This window comes from Nocardia altamirensis NBRC 108246 (assembly GCF_001612685.1).
Lineage (GTDB): Bacteria > Actinomycetota > Actinomycetes > Mycobacteriales > Mycobacteriaceae > Nocardia > Nocardia altamirensis.
The window spans coordinates 13,980-35,531 of sequence record NZ_BDAY01000029.1 but is presented as its reverse complement, the minus strand read 5'-3'; the positions used below and the strand labels follow the sequence as shown (position 1 = coordinate 35,531).

Sequence of the window (21,552 nt, the reverse complement as noted above, 5' to 3'; positions counted from 1 at the left end):
GTTGCGTGCGTTCAGCACAGTCCGAACGGTGGTTTGAGCGTGGCCAGCTGAGAGCAGCGGCTATCGTCGGGGTCCAGGACCGGGGTGAAGGTGTTCGCCGCGATGGCGCTGTCCCATGGCTTGCCGAGGAGCAGCATCGCGGCCAGTCTCCCGATCTCATCGGACCCCCGTGCCCCGTGGCCGTTGCCGCCCACCGCGACCGCCAGACTGTCGTCGAGGTAGCCGATATAGGGGTAGCGGGTGAGGGTCTTTTCGATGATGCAGCCGGCCTGGGTGATCAACGTGGATCCCAGCCCCGGGACCATGGTGCGCATCGCCGTGGACAGGAATCGGCGCTGACGGCGGGTGATCGTCTGCTGGGTGTACCAGGCGGTCATCTCCTCCACGGTGCTCAGCGGGTCGATGAAGGGCTGCATGCCGGGCCCGATCCGCAGATACCACCGCCGGTCCGGATATTGCACGGGCGGCAGCAGATACAGCGACATGTTGTCATCACCGATGTCGGCGGGATCCACGACGACCACTGGCGGCAGGCTCGCGAAACGATCTCGTTGGTGCTCGTCGAGGGCGAAGAGCAGGTTCGGTTCGGTGAACGCCCGCATGCCCAACCGGACACCGGCAGGCAGGAGCCCGTTGTGGTTGGTGAACGCCCCGGTGGCCATCAGCACTTTCTCCGCGGCGATCTCCCGGCGGGTGGTGCCATCGAGGATCTGCAGGCGCCACAGTCCCTTCCGGCGGTCCATCGCCACCACCGGTGCGCGCACGCAGCGCCCTCCGGCAGCCGCGGCAAGTCTCAGCTGAGCTGTGACCAGGGCCCGCGGGTTCAGGTAGCCGGCGTGCGCGCGTTCGAGAAGGCCCTCGGTGCCGCCGTCGAGCTCCGGTATCCCGAGTTCGGGGAATTCGGTGCGCAATTGCGATTGCGCCAGCCATGCGACGTCGATGCCCTCTTCCCGACCTCGCTGGACCATCGCCGAGGTCCGTGTGTGGAGCGAGCCCGCCATGAGGATCAGCGAGCCGCAGTCGTGGAAGAACCGCAGCCCGGAATCGGCCTCGATGTCGCGGAATCGCTCCAGCGAGCGGCTGTCGAGAGCGGCCCAGACCGGATCCCAGCCGATCCGGCGGCAGATGCGGGCTTGGTCGTAGTGGGCGCCGAACGAATGCTGGCTCAGCGCCTCGTCGGCGCCGGGTTCGGCAGGGCCGATGACCAGGACGTCGGCGCCTTCCCGGCTGAGGTACTTGGCGGCCGCGGCACCGAACATGCCCGCGCCGATGACCGCGATTTCGACGGTGTGCGGCATGGTGCTCCTCGTCGGGATGTTAGAAGGCTCGTGGGGCTGAATAGACTCGGGGGGTTCGGCATTCGCGGCGAGCAGGTTCATCGCGGTGGCGGCCCGGGGCGCGAACCGGAATCGTTCGGTTCGTGTCATTCCTGCGGTGAAGCCGTCCAGGGTTGCGAGCGCGACGAGCGCGACATAGGGCAACGCTCGCCGATAGTCGCTGCGGCACTGCGCCAGGGTGTAGTCCAAGGACACGGTGCTGGTCAGGACGTGGTGGTAGTGGTGGAGCAGTCGCCCTTCCCAGGCGCGGCGGGAAGCGGGATCCAGCGAGGACAGCAGTAGCAGCGCGACGTCGGCGAGCGGGTTGCCCCACATCGCGAACTGCCAGTCGATCAAATACGCCGAGGGCGTGCCAGGTAGCCGGGCCGGGTCGAGGAACACGATGTTGCTGGCCCAGGCGTCCCCGTGGCAGACCGCCTGCAGGGTGGCCTGCGCGTGTGCCCGGTGCGATGTTCGAGCTACGTCGATCTGTGACAGCTGTTGTGCCGCAGTTGGTTCCCACGGCGTGACCCACAACGGGGAGGGGCCGTCGATGTCGTCGAGGCCCATGCGGATCGAGTCCAGCAACGGCGGCGACTGCGCGTTCAACAGCCACTCGTGCGGCTCGCCGGTGGGTGTGGTGGTGGCCGACAGGGAATGCAACAGTGCCAGGGTTCGCACCGCGGCACGGGCCTGCAGGTCGGTCAACCCTCGCGCCATTGCCGACCCGGTGACGGTTCCGGCCGCGCCGAGGTCTTCCAGCGCGAGGGCGCCGTGCCCGTCGGGGCGCAGTGCCGACCAGTAGCAGCGCGGCGCGATCCCCCTCGGCGCTCCGTTGTGTTCGCGCAGCATCCGGTATAGCGACACCTCCCGGGCCAGCACTCCGGCTTGCAGTGCCCACCGTCCCCATTCGGTGTCACTGTCCGGTGTTGTTTTGTAGATGAGCGAGCGTGCGCCCCAGCGGATTCGGTGTACCGGGCCCATTTGCCCGCCGGTGCGTGAGAGCGGCTCGACCTGGATCGGGGCGGCGTCGAGCGGCCATCCCAGGTGCTCGTGCAGCCATGCGGGGTCGATGTCGGATGCGCGCGGGATCGCTGCATGGGTGTTCATCGCGCACCCGCCTGGTCCCGGACCGGTCGCGGTGGCAGGTAGTCGTGTGCGCGCAGCCGGTCCAGATACAGCGGGATCAGCTCGAGCAGCGGCGGGCAGCTCACCCCAGGCCGGTGCGTGGTGGTGTTGGTGACGTCGAGCCGGCTGGTGCGGAAGTAGGGGTCGGACCCGGTCAGTAGTGGGATCAGCGGGTAGAGCGGGTTGTCGTCGGCGAAGCGCAGGCCGGCGAGTAGGACTTCCCAGTCGTGCAGCGCGATCACCTCGAGGCGGTAGCCGTCTGCGCGCAGCACGTCGATGAACTCGTCGTAGCGCAAGGGTGCAGGGTGGGTGAGGTGGAAGGTGGTGCCGGGCTCGGTCGCGTGCGAGAGGTCCACGATCGCGGCCGCGACATAGTCGACCGGGGTGATGTCGATGGTGGCATCCATTTCCGGGCAAACCCCGAGGGTGATGATGCCGCGCAGGAATCGGGTGATGAAGTCATCGGGTTGGCCGCAGCCTCGAGCGTGGGCGCCCATGATGGCGCCGGGACGGTAGATGTTGGCGGGCAGCCCGTGGCTTCGGGCTTGTTCGACGAGTTTGTCTGCTACCCATTTGGTTTCGGCGTAGCCACCGCCGAACAGGCTCTCGCCATGGACCAGCGGTCGGTCTTCGTAGAGGACCGCGTTGCGCAGGTAGCCATAGGCGTCGAACACCGCGTCGGAGGAGATGTGGTGCAGCTGCGAGAGCGGCCCGTCGGCGGCCAGCCGGATCAGCTCGCGGGTGCCGTTGACGTTTGCGGGCTTGAGTTTTTCGTAGGACAGCAGTGAATTCACTTGTGCCCCACAGTGATATATGGCGTCGCTCTCTTCGGCCAACTGCGCCCAGCGGTTCGGTGTGAGTCCCAGGCGCGGGCGTGCCAGGTCGGCGGGCACGCCGATGATCCGCGGGGCCCATGTGTCCTGGTAGAGCTGCGCGGCGGTGAGCGCGGTGATGACTCGCTGCTGGGCGTGCCCGGCGTCGTCCGCACGCACCAGACAGTGGACGCGCGCGCTGGTGGTGCCCAGCAACTCTGCGGTGAGATGGGTGCCCAGGAATCCGGCCGCCCCGGTGATCACGATGTTGTCGGCGGGTCGCGCCCGGCGCACTGCGGCGGCGGGGGTGATGATCGGTTCCAGGCGTGCGTCTTCGAGCAACCGGGCAGGCTGGTTCGACGTCGGCACGAGGGCCGGTGTCGAGGTGGGTTCGGCCGACCGGGGGAAGAAGCCGCCGTGGCGCATCTGGCGCAGACAGGTTTTCGCGGTCTCGAGCAGGTGCGCGACATCGTCGGGGGTGTGGCTGGCCGACAGGAAGCAGACCCGGGTTTCCAGGACGTAGATGCCGTGGGCGGCCAGGGTGTGGAAGAACACTTCCAACGCCAGGGTCGAGCGGTGCAACCGGTAGTCGCCGTCGGCGCCGATGAATCGGAACACCGAGGCGAAGGACACGATGCGCAGCGGGAAGCCCTCGGCCTGGCAGAACCGGTTGAATTGCTCGGCCAGCCCGTTGACCTGGTCGCTGACCCGTTGTTGCAGCTGCGGGCCTTCGGTGGACAGGCGGGCCAGCACCGCCGATGCCGCGGCCATGGTCATCGGGTTCTTGTTGAAGGTGCCGCCGAAGAAGGTCGTCGCCACGCGCGGTTGCGAGGAGTCCCCGAAGCGCCAGTCGCCGCCGTCGACGGTGTCGAGGAACCGCGCGCGCCCGGCCACCGCGCCGACGGGCATGCCGCCGCCGAGGATCTTGCCGTAGACGGCCAAGTCTGCCTCGACCCCGGACCAGCCCTGCGCGCCGCGCGGCCCGGCACGGAAGCCGGTGACGACTTCGTCGAAGATCAACGCGGTACCCGAGTCGCGGGTCAACGCGCGCAACTGGTGCAAGAACTCGACCGGCTGCAGATCCGGGCGGCGACTTTGGACCGGTTCGACCAGCACCGCCGCCAGCTGTGGCCCCAGATCGGCGATCACCTGCAGGGCTTCGGGGGTGCCGTAGTCGAGCACGATCACCTCCGACAGCGCTGCGCTGCTCAGCCCGCGGGCGATCGGCAACGATTTCTCGGTCCCGGCCGGCAGCGCCAAGGTGGCATCCGACCAGCCGTGATAGGAGCCCGAGAACATCACGAACCGGGTCCGGCCGGTGGCGGCGCGGGCGAATCGCAGGGCGGCGGTGACCGCCTCGGTGCCGGAGTTGCAGAACACCGCACGCTCGGCGCCGGTCAGCTCGCACAGCTGAGCGGCGACCGGTCCGGCATTGGCGGCCAACGGTCCGATGTGCACGCCCTGGTCGAGTTGCGCGCGCAGTGCTTCGATCACGAAATCGGGTTGATAGCCGAAGAAGTGGACGCCATATCCCATCGAGATGTCGAGGTATTCGTTGCCGTCGATGTCCCAGAAGCGGGGCCCGAACGAGCGTTCCACCGCGATCGGGTAGGCCATCTCCTTCAGTGGCATCTGAAACGGTGTCATCCGGCAATTGGCCATCACCGATCGCTCCTGCACGGCACGCGCTTTCGACGCGGGCGTGCGGGCCGCATAGCGGTCGGCGAGCTCGGCGACGAATCGCTGCTGCTGGCCGGTGAGCGGTTGAGCCGGTGCTGGAGCGCCGCTCAGGCTGGCGGGCCCGCAGGCAGCACTCGGTGGTGCCGGTGGCGGTGGTGGCGTGGTGGGGGCGAGCGGTATGCGGGGTGGGCGGTGCTCGGCGATGAGGGCCGCGAGGGCCTCGACGGTGTCGGCGTCGTCGATCAGCTGTTGGAAGGGCACCTCGATCTGGTAGTGGTCGCGGATGTGGTGGGCCAGCCGGGTGAAGGTCAGCGAATCCGCCCCTGCCCCTTCGAGGCTGGTGTCCGGTGCGAGATCACCGACGGCGAAGCCGAGCATCTCAGCGACACGCGCCCGTATTTCGGTCACGAGGTCGGTCGGTGGTGTATCCGATTGCGCGACAGCGTGTTCGGTGGCCGAGGTGGTATCGGTGTGCGTGCCGATCCAGAGCCGTTGGCGTTTGAAGGGGTAGCCGGGCAGACTCGTGCGCTGCGGCGGCTCGGGATACAGGCGAGTCCAGTCGATCGCCGTCCCCGCGCACCACAGTCGGGCCAGGCCGACCACGTCGCGGCGCTCGTACATCACCGTCGGGACGGTGTCCTGCACGGCTGCCGCGGCAGTGGCGTCCCCGCGCAGAACGCTCGCGGCGGTGGCGGCGTTGCGCAGGACCTCGCTGAGGCGTTCGCGCAGTACCGACACCTCGGTGGTGACGACGGCCAGGCGGTGATCGTGGTGCTGGCGACCGCTCTGCAAGGTCCAGGCGAGCTCGGCCGCAGAGGTTTCCTCGGCGAGCGCACCGTGCAGCGCCGTGAGGGTGGCGCGCAGGTCGGTCTCGTCGCGGGCTGAGATCGGGAACACGAACGGTCCGGCCGGCGGCGAGGATTCGAAGGCCGGGGCGGCTTCGACGATGAGGTGGGCGTTGGTTCCGCTGAGCCCTATCGAGCTCACCCCGGCGACGCGAGGGCGGGCGGGCGGCCAGGGCGTGCTCGCGGCGGGAACCGACACCGGCAGGCGGGTCCAGTCGATGTGATCGTTGAGCGGTCGGGCGTGAGGCTGGGCGGGGATGGTGTCGTGTTGCAGCGCGAGCACGGTCTTGATCAGCCCGGCCAGCCCAGCGGCTTCCTCGAGGTGGCCGATGTTGGCTTTCACCGACCCGATCAGCACCGGGTCGCGCCGTCGGGCGAATACCTGGCCGAGGGCGTTGACCTCGATAGGATCACCGAGAGCTGTTCCGGTGCCGTGTGTTTCGACATAGCTCACCTGCTCGGCATCGACACCGGCGTCGGCGAGGGCGCGGGTGATCACCGCCTGCTGAGCGGCGCCGTTGGGTACGGTCAGCCCGGAGCTGGGGCCGTCGTGGTTGACCGCGCTGCCGCGGATCACCGCGTGGATCGGGTCGCCGTCGGTGCGGGCGTGGTCGAGTCGTTTGAGCACGATCACCGCCGCACCTTCACCGCGGCCGAACCCGTCGGCCTCGGCGGAGAACACTTTCGAGACTCCGTCGGGCGCGAGCGCGCCCAGCTTGCACAGCTGCACGGTCTCGATCGGGTCCAGCAACAGTTTTCCGCTGCCGACGATCGCCACACGGCATTCGCCGCGGCGCAGGGCGGCCACCGCGGTGTGGATCGCGACCAGCGCCGAGGAGCACCCGGTGGCGATCACCATGCTCGGGCCGTGGCAGCCGAGCTTGTAGGAGATCCGGCCTGCGGTCAGGCTCAGTGTGGTGCCGGTGGCCAGATACGGTTCCCGGTCCAGCTCGCTCTCGGCTTGGCGCAGATAGTCGTTGGCGAATTCATCGCAGCCCAGAAACACTGCGGTGTCGCTGCCGCGCAGCGAGGTCGGGTCGATGCCGGCGTGCTCGACGGCGTTCCACGCCAGCTCCAGCAGCAGCCGGTGCCGGGGATCCATGCTCGCGGCCTCGCGCGGTGAGATGCCGAAGAACCCGGCGTCGAAACAGTCCAGGTCGGTGATCGTCGCGGCGCGGCGCACATGCATCTTGCCCGGCACCGCAGGGTCGGGATCGAAGAGCGCGTTCAGATCCCAACGGCTGGAGGGGATCTCGGCCACCATGTCCCGGCCCTGACTGATCAGCTCCCAGAACTGCTGCGGCGATTCCGCACCGGGGAATTTGCAGGCGAGGCCGATGATCGCGGCCGCGGACTGCTGCGGCGGCTGCGCACCAGCACTACTCGACGCCTCGGTCGCCGCCGCGGCGATGTCGGAGGCGAAATGGTGCGTGGCGAGGTGGTCGACGAGCGCTTCCAGGCAGGGGTGGTCGAAGGCCACCGTGGCGGGCAATCCGACGCCGAGGCGGGTTTGCAGGGCGGTGCGCAGATCCAGTGCAGCCAGCGAGTCCAGGCCCATCTCGGCGAAGCCTCGGCGTGGATCCATCGTGTGCGGGTCGGCGTCGAGCAGTGTGGCGGCGATCTCAGCGACCGTGGACACCAGCAGCGACTTCGCCTGTGCGGGTGACGCTTTCCTCACTCTGAGCGCGAACGAATCGGCCGGGATGGTGCAGGAGGTGGGCGCAGGAGTCACGAGGGCCTCGATGATGGGCAGCGGATGGGAACGGGCGCCCGACAACTGGGGCCAGGTCATGTCGGCGACGACGGCGTGCGGTTGGCCGGTGTCCACCAGGGCGGCCATCGCCGCCAACGCGCTCTGCGGCGCGAGAGGCGTTTCCCCCTCGCCGTGCAGGGTGGCGCGGTGGCCGGGCGAGAGTGCCGCGCTCATCCCGGGCCCGGCCCAGCTGCCCCAGCTCACGCTCAATGCGGGCAGGCCGTGGCGGTGGCGGTGGCGTGCCAGGGCGTCGAGGAAGCCGTTGGACGCGGCGTAGGCGCCCTGTCCGCGGTAGCCGATCACCGAGGCCAGCGAGGAGAACATCACGAAGAAGTCCAGTCCGGCATCGGCGGTCAGCGTGTGCAGCAGCCACGCCCCCGTCGCTTTCGGCTCGACAACCCTGGCGAATCGGGTCCGGTTGTGGCGCAACAGGATTGCGTCGTCGATGCCTCCGGCGCAGTGCACCACGCCACGCAACCGGGAGCCGCAGGCCTCGACGATCGCGCGCAGGTGGGTTTCGTCGGTGACGTCGGCGGTGGCGACTTCGACCGGCACCCCGGTAGCTGCCAGTGCCTTCCACAGCGATTCGTCGGCGGGAATTCCGTGGCGGCTGACCAGTATCAGCCGTGCAGGGCGCTGCCGGGCCAGCCAGCAGGCCACCTGCAAGCCCAGTCCGCCGGTGCCGCCGGTGATGACATAGATTCCGTCCTCGCGCACCGGCATCGCCGCCCTCGGTGCGGGGTGCTCGGCGCTTGGGACCAGGCGGGAGCAGAATAGTGCTCCGCCGGAGACCATGAAGTGTTCACCGCGGCCGCCGGTGTGCAGGGCGGAGATCGCGGCGTCCAGATCGCTGCCCTGCAGTGGCGTCGGGATGGTCAGCGCCGACCACTCCAGGTCGGGGTGCTCGGCGGCCAGCGTGCGGGCCACCGCGGCCACCGCTTCACCCCGCAGATCGTTCTCGCCCGAGATCAGGCACACCCCCGCCACCGCGTGAGCCCCGGTGGTCGCGAAGGCCAGCACCTCACCCAGGTGATCGAGCAGCGCCACCAATCCCGCCGCCGCGTCGGCCGGATCCAGCGGCGAGACCACCACTACCAACCGCCAGGGCCGTGCGATGGAAGGTAGACGGCGCAGCCGCTCGGCCAGCGCGCCGGGCGCGGCCGGGGAGGTCGGCACGAAGACACCCCCGGTTCCGTCCCTGTCGAGTCGTTCGATGATCGCGGTACTCAGCTCGTTGTCATCGCCGATGACCACGTACCCGCCCGCGGAGTCGTGCTCGGTGCCGTGCAGGGCAGGTTCCCAGACCAGATCCAGGATCTGCGGCATCGGTGGCGGCACCTGATTCGCGGCCGTTGGGAGGGCCGTTGGGTCTACTGGCGGCGGGGACTGGTTGACCTCGAGCCAATGGCGGCGGCGTTGGAACGCATAGGTCGGCACGGGCACGCGCCCGCGGGCGAAGGGCGCGCCGATTCCGTTCCAGTCCAACCGAATTCCGGCCAGGTACAACGAACGCGCCCCGGCCAAGGCCGCGTGCGGGTCGCGCGGGGTGATGCTGGGTGCCCATACCGCGCCGGATTCCGGCAGGCATCGCTGTCCGAGTCCGGTCAAGGTCGGTTTGGGGCCGAGCTCGACGAAGGCGTCGAGGTTCTGGCGGGCCAGCGTGGCCATGGTGTGGGTGAATTGGACCGGCTCGAGAAGGTGGCGGACCCAATAGTCGGCACTGCTCAGATCGGCCGACCCGGCGAGTTCACCGGACAGATTCGCGATGATCGGGATGCGCGGGGCGGCGTAGGTGATCGATTCGGCGACCGCCCGGTAGGCATCGAGTACCGGTGTCATCAGCGGGGAATGGAATGCCCGGGTGGCCGACAGCATCACCGCGTCGATGTCGCGCTCGCGCAGCTCGGCGAGCACGGCCTCGACCGCACTCGTCTGCCCGGAGATCACGGTGGCGTCGGGTGCGTTCACCGCGGCGATCGCCACAGTCTGGCCGTAGCCGCTCAACGCGGCGGTGACCGTGTCGACGTCGGTCGCGAGGTAGGCCATGGTCGCGGCCGGTGCCAGTTCCTCGACGAGCTGCGCGCGCCGGATCACCAGCGCCAGTGCGTCTTCGGCGCTGAAGACGCCTGCCAGGTGCGCAGCCAGGTACTCGCCAAGGCTGTGGCCGGCCACGACGTCAGCGCGTACACCCCAGGACTGCCACAACGCGTGCAGCGCGTAGCCCACCGCGAATAGTGCGGGCTGGGCGAGCACGGGGTCATCGACCGTGGTGGCGGGTTGGCGCCCGTAGAGCAGCGCCGACAGCGATCGGCCCAGCAGGGGCGCGGCGATCGCGTCGCAGCGGTCGAAGGCCTCGCGGTATACCGGCTCGGATTCATACAATCCGCGGCCCATCTGCGGATACTGCGATCCGTAACCGGTGCACAGGAACGCGACGCGACGCCTGTGCTGGGCTGGCGGGCGGGTGGGCGCGGCGAGATCGGTGGCCAGCAGCTGCGCGAGCTGGGCCTTGGCCTGGGTGGTGTTGGCGGCGAGCACCGCGATCCGGGTATCGAAATGACGGCGGCCGGTCGCCGCAGAGAAGCAGATGTCGGCCCACGCGTCGCCGGTGACCGCGAGGTGCTCGGCGTAGCGCTCGATGCCGGCGCGCAACGCCTCAGGGCTGCGCGCCGAGATCGGCAGCAGATGCCGGTCCCGCTCGAGCATCACCGGGGTGCGCGGTGCGGGTGGTTCTTCGAGCACGAGATGGCAGTTGGTGCCGCCCATTCCCAGGGCGGTGACTCCGGCGCGGCGCGGCTGGTCCCCGTGGGCGGGCCAGGCGCGTAGTGCGGTGTTGACTTCGAACGGGCTGTTCTCCAGTGCGGCGGCGGGGTTCGGGGTGCGAAAGTGCAGGCTCGGTACGAGACGGCGGTGATAGAGGCTCAGCGCGGTCTTGATCAGGCCGATGACGCCGGCCGCTTCGTCGAGGTGGCCGATGTTGGTTTTCACCGACCCGATCGCACACCAGCTCCCCTGCTGGCCGGTGCTGGCACGAAACGCCTGCGTCAGGCCCGCGATCTCGATCGGATCGCCCAATATTGTTGCGGTGCCGTGTGTTTCGACATAGGTGATATCGGCGGCAGTGACGCGAGCATCCTGATGGGCGCGGGCGATCACCTGGGCTTGAGCGCTGATGTTGGGGCCGGTGTAGTCGACCTTGTCGGCGCCGTCGTTGTTGACCGCTGACCCGGTGATCACCGCGTAGACGTGGTCGCCATCGGCCAGTGCGGCGGCAAGTGGCTTGAGCACGACCACACCGAGGCCGTTGCCGAAAACCGTGCCCGCGGCCTCGGCGTCGAAGGCGCGGCAGTGCCCGTCCGGGGAGACCATCATTCCCTCGCGCCACAGGTAGCCGGTGCGCTGCGGGGTGATGATCGAAACCCCGCCCGCGACAGCGATATCGCAGTCACCGTTCAGCAGTGCCTGCCGGGCCAGGTGGACCGCGACCAGGCTGGTCGAGCACGTCGATTGGACATTGACGCTGGGCCCGCGCAAGCCCAGCTTGTAGGACGCCCGCATCGGCAGATGGTCACCGGCGTTGCCTTGCTCGATCCGCGCCGCAGTGCTGTCGTCGAAGTGCCGATGGCTCAGATACGTTCCCGGTGCCTTGGCGGGCAGCACGTTGTTGATCAGGTAGGTGCTGGTCGAGGATCCCGCGAAGACGCCGACCTCATGGCAGGCGGGGTCGACTCCGGCGTTTTCGATTGCCTCCCAGGTGGATTCGAGGAACAACCGCTGCTGAGGGTCGATCATCGCCGCGTCGGCGGGGCTGTAGCCGAAGAATCCGGCGTCGAATTGGTCGATGCCTTCTATCGCCGCCGCGGAACCGACGAAATACGGGTCGCCGGTGGGGTCGGGTTCGCACCGATCCATGGCCGCCGGCGTGATCGGTGCGATCGACTCCACGCCGCGGCACAGGTTCGCCCAGAACTCATCCAGAGTGTCAGCCCCGGGGACGCGGCATGCCATACCGATGATGGCAACATCACCGGATCGCTCCACGTCCCGGACACCGAGGTCAGCGACAACGCGCTGTCCGGACGACTCCTCCTCGCCGTGGTCCAGAAATTGCGCCAGGGCCGCGATGGTCGGGTACCGAAACAGCGTCTCGGCGGCCAACTCTCGTCCGAAGGCGGCACCGATGCGCTGGTGCGCGGTGACCAGCAGAAGCGAATCCGCGCCCAGCTCGGCGAAACCGGTATGCACGTCGACGCGCGCCACCTCCAGCAGCTCACACCAGATCTCGCACAGCCGCGCCTGCGCCGGCTCCCCCGCCGCGCCACGATCGCGCGAACTCGCAACGGGCTCGGTCGCGGCCAGGGCGCGGCGGTCCAGCTTGCCGCTCGGTGTCATCGGCAGCGCGTCGACGAAGCTCACCTTCGCGGGGACCATGTGCTTCGGCAGGCAGGCGGCCACGTCGGCGCGCAACTGGTGCGGAATTTCCTCCCTGTCGTGTCCGGCCATCGCGACGACGACCGCATGTAACCGGGTGCCACCATGGGTGCTCGGTTCGGCGATCACGGCGCATTCGGCCACCGCCGCATGCTCGGCGAGGACCGCTTCGACCTCGCCGGGTTCGACTCGGACGCCGCGGATCTTGACCTGGGCATCAGCGCGCCCGAGGCATTCGATGGTGCCGTCAGCTCGCCGCCGGCCGAGGTCACCGAGGCGGTACAACCGTGATCCGCAGGTTGGGAACGGGTTCGCGACGAACCGGGCGGCGGTCAATCCGGGGCGGCCGTGATAGCAGCGAGCCAGGCTCTCGCCTTCGGCGTAGATCTCCCCCACGACGCCCTCGGCCACCGGCCGCAGCCAGGAATCGAGGATGTAGAGGTTCATGTTCGACACGTTCGCCCGCCCGATCGGCACGACGGCAGGCCAGTCGCCCGGATCCCCGGAAAGGGTATGTGTCGCAACGTCTATACATTCGGTGGAGCCGTAGTGGTTGCGAATCACGCATCCGGTGCGGCGCGCGAACTCTCGCACCGCCGGAGTCGCCCGCAGCACCTCCCCACCAACGATCACCTCCCGCAACCGCCCTGGCACGGCTGCGGTCAGTGCTGCTTGCGCCACCTGCTGCAGAGTGACGAACGGCATGTACCACTTGTGCACGTCGTGCTCGCGTGCGAACTCGAGCAATGCCATCGGATTGATGCGAGTCGCTTCGGGGATCTGGACCAGCGTCGCGCCGGTACTCAGCCCCGCGATGATCTCGTGGAACGCGACGTCGAAACTGATCGGAGAGAACAACAATGTCCTAGTGCCGGGATCGGCGAGCCACGTATCACGATGCCAGGCAACAATATTGGCCAATGCCGCATGCTCGACCACGACCGCTTTGGGCTGGCCGGTCGAGCCGGAGGTGTAGATGCAGTAGGCAGCGGTCTCGCCCGGCAGATCCCCGTCGAGATCGCTCTCGGCAAACCACCCCACCGACTCCGCGATGCTGTCGAGCCCGATCACGGTATGTCGGGCCGACAACTGGTCGGCCACGTCGACGGCACCGGCGGTGAGCACAACGCATGCGCCGGAATCCGCAAGCATGAATTCCAGCCGATCGGCCGGATAGGCCGGATCCAGCGGAACCACTGTGGCGCCGGCCTTGAGGATCGCCAGCACCGACACGACCAGCTCAATCGACCGGTCCAGACACAGACCGACCAGCTCGCCTGGGGCGATTCCGATTGAAATCAGGTGCCGGGCAAGCTGATTGGCACGCCGATTCAGCTGGGCGTAGGTCACCTGCTCGCCAACGAATTCCACCGCGACCGTGTCCGGATACGCCGCGACGCTGGCCTCCACCAGCCGATGCACGCACACGCGCCACCACGGACCGAGCCGGGTGCTCACGTCGGTGGCCGCACAGTGACCCGACGCCGGATCCACCTGTGGCTCCGGATCCGGATCAATCGTGGAATCGGTCGTGTTCGTCATCTGTGCCCTCCTCGTCGGCGAGGGCACCCGCCCCGAGGGCGGCGCAAGCGGTCTCGGGGCGTATCCGAGAAAAGGGGTGCAGCCCCAAATCTCCTCCGAGTCGCCCGCTCGTCGCGTTCAGCCGGCGGGGGGAGGCGGCTTCACGGGCTCGGTGGCGGGTGCCGAACTCAGAATCGGTGCGAATCCGCTGGAAAGGCAGGTAAGAACTGGCAGTTCGGTCCTAGAGTTCTGGTAATCGACACGCCGACATGCAGGGGTGGGGATCCGATGATCAGGTGGACCGGGATCGAAGTAGCCGCGCTGCGCGCCGTGCACGGGCTCTCGCAAGTCGACTTCGCTGCCAAAGCCGGGATCGCAGATCGCACGGTGGGTTACTGGGAGCAAGGCAAGGCGACTGCTGTCCTGAGCCCTCGTTTCGCCGACATGATGGAGACCTTGCTCGACTGGCTCGATGAGGAACCGCAGCAACGGTTCTATCGAGCCATCGGATTCCGCAGTGACGGCACACCGATGCCACTCGACCAGGACACAGTGAACTGCGCCGCCGACTCGGTCGCCTTCGCCGAATGGGTCGCCAACGACGATCCCGGCCTCATCGTCACCAACCTGGCCGACCAACTCGCCAGTATCGCCCAACGCTTCGTCTACTCCGCGCCCCAACCACTGCTGCACGAACTTGCCACACTGCGCGACCGAGTCAAAAAGGCCCTGTGCACCCAGCCCTCCCTACACAGAAAACGCGAACTGCTCTTCCTCGCCGGCGTCTCGATCGAACTGCTGGCCCAGGTCACCGACAATCTCGGCGACGCCACCTCGGCCATGGAACACGCCATGGCCGCGGAACTGCTGGCCCGCAAGGCCGGACACGACGGGCTACGCGCCTGGTCAGCAGGCACCCGCGCACTCATCGCCGAATGGAACAACAACCCGTCCGCTGCAATGCAATTCGCGCGCGAAGCCTCCACCTGGGCACCACCCGGCCAACACCAGGTCCGCTTGGCCGCGCTCGAAGCACGCTGCTGCGCACGCCTGGGCCGCACCACCGAAGCCCGCGCCGCCATCCACCGCGCCGAACGAGCGGCAGACAACGCCGACACCACCGACGAACTCGCCGCATTCGGCGGCAGCATGCGCTTTCCCACCACCAAACTGGCCTACTACATCGGCAGCACCTACCGGCTCATCCAGGACTACCCCCAAGCCGAACAGTGGGCGCTCGACGCGATCACCGGCTACACCAGCGGACCCGAGGAATCGCGCTCCTACGGTGACGAAGCCATCGCGCGCACCGACGTCGCCATCGCCCGGATCCTTACCGGAGCCGTCGACGGAGCCTGCGAAATCCTGGTGCCAGTCTTCACGCTGCAACCCGATCAGCGCATCTACCCCATCGTCGATGGTATGAACGCTGTTGACGGCGCGTTGCACACCACACGCGATGTCAACGCCTCGATAGCCCGAAACCTCAGCCAGGAGATCGCCATGTTCACCGCCAACGAACTGCCAGCGCTGCGATGAGCACACCAACCCGCACCAGCCACGCCCTACACACCGCATGCCGCCAGGTAGATCTCGATTCCCGAAACGCGCAGCTACTCCACGAACGCTCCAACACCGTCTACCTGCTACCCCACGCGAACGTCATCGCCCGGATCAGCCACAACGAACACCACGGCCTGCAAGCACGAGCATCAGTCGCCATCACGAAATGGCTTGCCGAACAACACATCCCCGTCACCGAGCCGGTCATCGACCACGCCATCGACATCGACCACGACACAGTGACCTTCTGGCAGTACTACCCACAACACGGACGCGGCGAACCGCCCTCATACGAACTCGCCACGATCCTTCGCCAGCTCCATGCCCTGCCCGGCCCTTTCCCTTTCGAGCTCCCGACCTACCTCCCGCTGGCCGGGCTGACGCAAGTACTGGCAGACCCACACTCCAGCAGCGCACTCGATCCCGGTGACCGGCAATGGCTCACCGATCAAGCGCGCGAACTCGTCGACAGCTACCACAACCTCGACTCCCACCTCGGCCGCGGCCTCGTGCACGGAGACGCCTACAGCGGAAACACCCTCTGGGGCCCCGAACACGTCCTCCTCGGGGACTGGGACGAAATCAGCATCGCCCCAAGAGAACTCGACCTCATACACACATTCCAAAGCACACGATTCGGCCTCACCGACACCGAACTCGCCGACTTCAGTACCGCCTACGGCTGGGACATCCGTGACTGGAACGGCTACAACACCCTGCTGGCCATGCGCGACCTGCACACCCTGATCAGCTACATCCGACGAGCAAGCGACAACGACCAACTCGCCCAACACGAACTCGACCGCCGAATCCGCAGCCTGCGCAACCCGAAGTTCGCCGATACCCAATGGCGCGCGATCAGCTAATACTCGAAACCCGCACGGGGAGAGCGGCTATGAGTCACATCGAACCACCTTTATGCCAGCGAACCGAGTGGTTCCCTCCAGCCCGGGCAGTATCCCTCACACGCACCGCTGTGCAGCACGTACGAGGCTGACTCTCGTGGACCGGCGGGCGTTCCTCACCATGATGGGCACCGTCCTGAGCGCACCTGCCCATCAGTGGCTTCTGACCGACCCCGTCCCACACCTCACCCGATGGGGCCGAGCTCGGCGAGTGGACCTCGCCATCGTCGACCAGCTCGACCTCATCGTCGGTAGTCTTCGGCGCCAAGACGACGATGGTGGTGCCGACGCGCTGCTGCTGTTGATTCGCACGGATCTGCGACGGGTCGTGCAATTGCTCCAGCACAGTCGATACTCCGACACCGTCGGCCGACGCCTGCACAGCAACGCCGCAGAGTTACTGCGTCTTGCCGGTTGGGTCAGTTTCGATGCGGGCCGGCATGCCAAAGCCCGACGGTATTGGCTGGCCGCCCTACGCGTCGCACGCGAAGCTGGCGACCACGCCTTGGCGGCCAACATCTTGGGCTTCTTGAGTTGCCAGGCAAAAGACATCCAACACCCCCGCGAAGCGGTCGCGCTGGCCGAATGCGCCCGCAGCGAATACCGCGGTGCCAGTCCTCGTGTCTTGGCAATCCTGGACCTAAGGGCTGCAGAAGCGCACGCCACCGACGGATCCACCGCAGGATGCCGGCGAGCGATCGACAGCGCATTCACTCACCTCGACACCTCCATTACGATCGCGCCGGACTGGAGCTACTGGCTCAACGTCGGTCACGCGCACGTTCTCTAGGGGATCTGAACCTGTGGCGTGACGTCGTGTCGGTGACACTCCGTCGGAGTTTTGCGACGGTTCTCTGGGGGTGTGTAGCTCTATGGCTCCGTGTTGTTTCGATCAACGGAGAGCGGAGTGGGTAGTGCGAGCGTTTCCTGTGCGAATGCCGTCGGGCGGCAGGTATTGGACAGTGATCGATGAGGTTTACGAGGTGGAGCCGATCGCTGACCGGTATCTGAGGGAGCTGCGGTTCGGCCGGGACCGTGCCGAGTCGACGACGAAGGCCTACGCACAGAGCGTGTCACTATATCTGCGCTGGTGCGCGAGCACTGATCGGGAATGGCGCACGGCAGCAAGGCATTTCGGCTTGTTCATGGTGTGGCTGAAATACACCCCGGCCGGCACCGGCGGCCGGGTGGTGATGGGGCCCGGTGCTGAACCGGTCCGTAAGGAGTCGCGAATCAACAAGATCCTCGTCGCTACTCGCGGCTTCCTGATGTTCGCGGTGGCGGCCAGGGAAGCACCAGCCTGGGTGATGGAGCAGCTCTACGAGATCGGCGACAACCGGGATCTGCCATTCGCCGCTCAGGGCGAGTCGAGCCAGCTGCAGTATCGGCTGCGGGCTCGCCACAGACTGCACGAGCCCGAGACTGCAGTGGACCGTGCCACCGATGCCGAGATCGTCGCCTTGTTCCGCGTGTGTCACTCCGCGCGCGACAGGCTGATCGTGCTGTTGCTGACCCGCGCCGGGCTGCGCCGCGGCGAAGCCACCGGTCTGCGACGAAGTGATCTACATCTGTTGCCGGACAACACTATCCACGATTGTCCGGTCGAGGGGGCGCATCTGCACGTGGTCCGGCGGGACAACCCGAACGGCGCTTGGGCGAAGTCGCGCAATGCCAGGGCGGTGCCATTGGATTTCCTCACCGTTCGTGCGATCGACCTCTACCTGCTCCAGCGTGAGCAACAGCCTGCGGCCACCGAGTGCGATTTCTTGCTGGTCAACCTTTTCCGGGCACCGCTGGGGGCGCCGATGACACCAGATGCGCTCAACGAGTTGTTCGAGTCGCTTTGTCGACGAGCACAGTTGACTCGCTCGGTTTCCCCGCATCAAGGCCGCCACGGATTTGCAAGCAACCTTGCCGATTCCGGGGCCGTGCTTGACGAGATCCAGGCATTGCTCGGCCACGCCAGCCCGTCATCAGCGGAGCCCTACCTTCATCCGTCCCAAGCCAGATTGCGCGCAGCGATCGAGCGAGTTCCGTCACCACGTGAGCTGACCGAAGGACTGCAATGAGTGCGCTGACATCCACTGCTGCGCCCCCTGATCACGCAGGTGACGAGATAGCTGCTGGATTGTGGGCGGCGATCACCTCCGAGTTCCTCCAGTTGGTGAATTGGTCCGCGCAGCGGAGAGTGCTGAGCTTTCCGCAGGGTCATCCAGTGCTGGGATGGAGGCTGTGTTCAGTCGCGAACTGCGACGGAAGAGCCAAGGGGCTCGCCACGTTCTGCCCGTCCTGCTGGGTCCGATGGAAAGAGTGCGACCAGCCTCCGGTCGCGGAGTTCATTGCCATCGAGCGGATCCGGCTCCGGCAGATGCAGGTCGGGAATTGCACAGTCCCGCAGTGTCAACGGCCTTGGAAAACCAGCACACTCGCGCTTTGCACCACTCATATTTGGCAGCGTGACAACATCTTCAAGTTGTCTCTCTCTGAATTTGTGGCCCATCCCGATGTCGTTGGTCTTCCTTCTTTCGGTCCGTGCGTGGTTGCGGCTTGCACCCGCGACCGAGGAGGTCACGGACCCTACTGTCACACCCATACCCAGCGATGGCGAAACAGCAGGTCCAGCGGAGTTGATGAGCACCACTGGCGACTGATTGCTCCTGCCATTCCCATCGGCGGCGAGGCGAGCCTGCGCGGGCTGCACGAACGAGTGGTGGCCGAAATGCTTTTCGGCCTGCAGCAGCGGATCGAAAGAGGAACCAAGACCACCACTGAAACCTTCCGTCCGCTCGCAGATCACGCTCGCGTTGAGCAAGTCGGCTCCCTCAATGAAATCGACCCTGACAAACTCAGCACACGCCTGGTTCGGGGGACGCACAAGAGTTTCGTGAACTCGGCCCAACTGTTGCGCGCCACCCCGGAGACCGAACGTTTGAAGGACGAATGGGATGCGGCAGTTTTCGGGCACAGCGGAACCCTGCGGTTCACGGAGATCTCCCAGCCATGGCTCCGGGAAGCGATGAAGGTCTGGACCTACAACGACATTCCACGCAGGCGCGGAAAGCAGGTCAAGGCAACCTGCCAAACGAAGATCAATTCGATGGTGACGCTGTCTGCGAGCCTCCGTCTGCAGCACCCAGACCATGGTTGCGATCCAGTCGGACTGTCTCGCAACGACATCACGGCATTTCTGAACAGGCAAGCGTTCCTGCACGCCGAGGGGACTATCAGCGCTCGACAGCGAATCATTCAGATCCGCGACATTCGGCAGATCCTGACGGAGATGCGCGCCCTGGCCCTCACCCGACCGGGTCAGCTGATGCACGGGCTTCCCGAAGACTTCACCATCTCCGAGGGCGACATCCCTGATGAGCCCGAGGACACCGAAGCAGGGCGAGACTTGCCGACCGAGGTCATGCGGGAACTCTGCAGGAACCTGAAACAGCTTGAGAACGAAAGCGGACGGGAAGTTCGTGTCGCCTCTGAACTGCTTATCGACACCGGCCGGCGGCCGAACGAAATCTGCGAGCTCCCGTTGGACTGCCTGGAACGAGACCAAGGCAAGCCGGTCTTGGTTTACGACAACCAGAAAGCCAATCGGCTAGCACGACGTTTGCCGATTAACTCGGCCACAGCAGCTCTCGTCGAGGAGCAGCAACAACATGTCCGGAACCGGTTTCCGAACGAGCCCATTGGCCAGTTGGTGCTGCTGCCTCGCGCGAACACGAACCCGAATGGCACTCAACCGATCAGCGTTGGCACGGTCAATATGGGCCACCGGCGATGGGTCGACGGCCTGCCAGAATTCCTGGTCTTGGCCTCCGAACACATCGACGGCGAACCGGTGAAACGGATGCTGCCGTTCGACAAGAAGAGGATTTTTCCCTACGCATATCGCCACACTTGGGCCCAGAGACATGCCGACGCGGGAGTCGCAGTCGAGACCCTCAGCGAACTCATGGACCATCGTCAATTGTCTACGACACAGGGCTATTTCCGTGTCGGGGAGGAACGCCGCCGAGAGGCCGTTGACAGAGTGACCGCGTTGCAATTCGACCGGCACGGCAGCCGCATCTGGAGGCAAGCCAAGGCGTTGCTGGATTCCGAGCATTTGCGGCGCGCGTGGGTGAAGTCGCGGTCCCCTACGGCACTTGCAGTGAGCCTAGCAACGTTGCCGCGGGCGGGGATGATTGCCCGGTCCGGTTCAGATGTGTTGGCTGCGCGCACTTTTCGACCGACGTTTCCTATCTGCCGGATCTGGAGGCATATTTGTCGGATCTGCTGCGCAGCCGGGAACGGTTGCGCAGCGCTTTCGACGCGGCCGACAATTGGGCCAAGGCCGAAGCCATGCCGTCGGACGAGGAGATCACCCGCATCCGGCGTCTGATTTCCCGGATCAAGGCCGATGTCGACGAGTTATCCGAGGAGGATCGGGCCCAGATCGAGGACGCCGTCGGCGTCGTCCGCCGGGCCCGCAACAGCGTCGTCGGTCTCGGTCTGCCACGGATTCGCCAGCCCCTTCCCGACGTTCGCCCGGACAGGAGCGCATAACCATGGTCAACACCATGATCCAAGGACGCCAGGCCGATTCCGCGCGCCGCAGACAGCAAGTCATCAAGGCGCTCAACGCCGCCCACAAGGACGGCGGGCAGATCAGCGTTTCAGCGATCGCCCGCGCCGCTGGCGTCGACCGCACATTCCTCTACCGGCACCCCGACCTGCTCGCCCAGGTCCACACCGCCCAAGCCACCCCACTGCCGACCGCCGGAACAGCGGCGCCGCTGACGATGGCGTCGCTGCGAACTGATCTGGCCAACACTCAGGCCCGCATCGCACGCCTGGCCGGGCACAACAAGCAGCTCGAGAAGAAGCTGTCCGAGCTGCTCGGTGAGGAGGCCTGGCGCGAATCCGGACTCGGCGCTCCCGCTGACATCGACCAGCTCCAACGGCAGATCACCACCCTCGAACAGCAGATCATCGAACTGAACCGCCGGCTGGAGGAACGCGATCAAGAACTCGAAGCGGCCCGAGCCGCGAACCGAGAGCTGTTCGCCAACATGAACAAGCGCCACTGAACACCGCTCCGCGGCCGGCCCCGGCCCCGGCCCCGGTCGCGGAGCGGCACGGCGTCAAAAGTCGGCCAGCTTCTCACCGGCGAGGAGACACCGGAACCGGTTCAGATCGAGCCGCAGATGCTCGATCGAGTCCTCGGAATCCTCGGCGAACTGCGCGAACGAGGATCGGACGGACGGGTCGGCCGCGACCAGCCAGTCCTCAAGGAACTCGAGCATCTCGGCGAGTTCAACAGCGTCTTCTGCAGCAAGTCTGATCTCGGGCACCGGACAACAATGCACCACTGCACCGATCACACTGGGTGCAACCGACCGGATCCGGGCGCTCAGCTTCCAGAGACGTCGAAGCGTGTCCCCTCCGAGGGAGCACACGTCACATAGGTCTCGGTCGTCTCGAACTCGTGGTTCTTCTCCAGGCAGCGCCGGACTTCCGATGCCTTGTCCGGGCTCTGCCGCACCGGCATGCTGTCAGACCCGCACTCCGGGCAATCCTCGGTCCGCGGTTCTCTGATCCACTTCCCATACTGCT

The 21,552-nt window shown here is 66.6% G+C and carries 10 protein-coding genes; 7 read left to right on the top strand and 3 right to left on the bottom strand.

All coding sequences use genetic code 11. The features are described from left to right. Positions 1-11: 11 nt before the first annotated feature. Together NA11_RS16885 and NA11_RS16880 are read right to left on the bottom strand one after the other, a co-directional pair. The gene (locus NA11_RS16885; protein WP_069162860.1) at positions 12-2,426 is read right to left on the bottom strand and encodes an FAD-dependent oxidoreductase; all 2,415 of its coding nucleotides are present in this window, start codon (positions 2,424-2,426) and stop codon (positions 12-14) included. Next, positions 2,423-13,507, bottom strand: coding sequence for a type I polyketide synthase (locus tag NA11_RS16880; RefSeq protein WP_069162859.1), 11,085 nt, complete (start codon positions 13,505-13,507; stop codon positions 2,423-2,425). The genes NA11_RS16885 and NA11_RS16880 overlap by 4 nt, the downstream gene beginning before the upstream one ends. Positions 13,508-13,774: 267 nt before the next feature. On the opposite strand from NA11_RS16880, the gene NA11_RS16875 reads away from it, so the two are divergent. The 7 genes from NA11_RS16875 to NA11_RS16850 all read left to right on the top strand — a co-directional run bounded on the left by NA11_RS16875 (position 13,775) and on the right by NA11_RS16850 (position 21,026). Further along, entirely contained in the window at positions 13,775-15,025 is a 1,251-nt protein-coding gene (locus tag NA11_RS16875) for a helix-turn-helix domain-containing protein (RefSeq protein ID WP_069162858.1), read from the top strand. Next, a complete protein-coding gene (locus NA11_RS16870) occupies positions 15,022-15,915 on the top strand; it encodes an aminoglycoside phosphotransferase family protein (RefSeq protein WP_069162857.1) in 894 nt (297 codons plus the stop codon). Before NA11_RS16875 ends, NA11_RS16870 begins: the two co-directional genes overlap by 4 nt. 52 nt (positions 15,916-15,967) lie before the next feature. Then, on the top strand, positions 15,968-16,744 hold the full coding sequence (locus NA11_RS16865) for an NsdA family TPR-like regulatory protein (RefSeq protein WP_501193644.1): 777 nt from the start codon (positions 15,968-15,970) through the stop codon (positions 16,742-16,744). 478 nt (positions 16,745-17,222) lie between these two features. Continuing rightward, on the top strand, positions 17,223-18,023 hold the full coding sequence (locus tag NA11_RS16860; RefSeq protein ID WP_369691133.1) for a tyrosine-type recombinase/integrase: 801 nt from the start codon (positions 17,223-17,225) through the stop codon (positions 18,021-18,023). Continuing rightward, positions 18,020-20,338 carry a tyrosine-type recombinase/integrase gene (locus tag NA11_RS46645; protein ID WP_245745919.1) on the top strand — a complete coding sequence of 773 codons (2,319 nt, stop codon included), beginning with the start codon at positions 18,020-18,022 and terminating at the stop codon, positions 20,336-20,338. Before NA11_RS16860 ends, NA11_RS46645 begins: the two co-directional genes overlap by 4 nt. Beyond that, positions 20,299-20,502, top strand: a complete 204-nt coding sequence (locus NA11_RS46640) for a hypothetical protein (RefSeq protein WP_245745918.1) — start codon at positions 20,299-20,301, stop codon at positions 20,500-20,502. Before NA11_RS46645 ends, NA11_RS46640 begins: the two co-directional genes overlap by 40 nt. Before the next feature lie 2 nt (positions 20,503-20,504). Next, the gene (locus tag NA11_RS16850) at positions 20,505-21,026 is read left to right on the top strand and encodes a DUF6262 family protein (RefSeq protein ID WP_084654692.1); all 522 of its coding nucleotides are present in this window, start codon (positions 20,505-20,507) and stop codon (positions 21,024-21,026) included. A gap of 54 nt (positions 21,027-21,080) precedes the next feature. On the opposite strand, the gene NA11_RS45660 is transcribed toward NA11_RS16850, so the two are convergent. Next, positions 21,081-21,242, bottom strand: a complete 162-nt coding sequence (locus NA11_RS45660) for a hypothetical protein (protein ID WP_167837655.1) — start codon at positions 21,240-21,242, stop codon at positions 21,081-21,083. Positions 21,243-21,552: the final 310 nt, after the last annotated feature.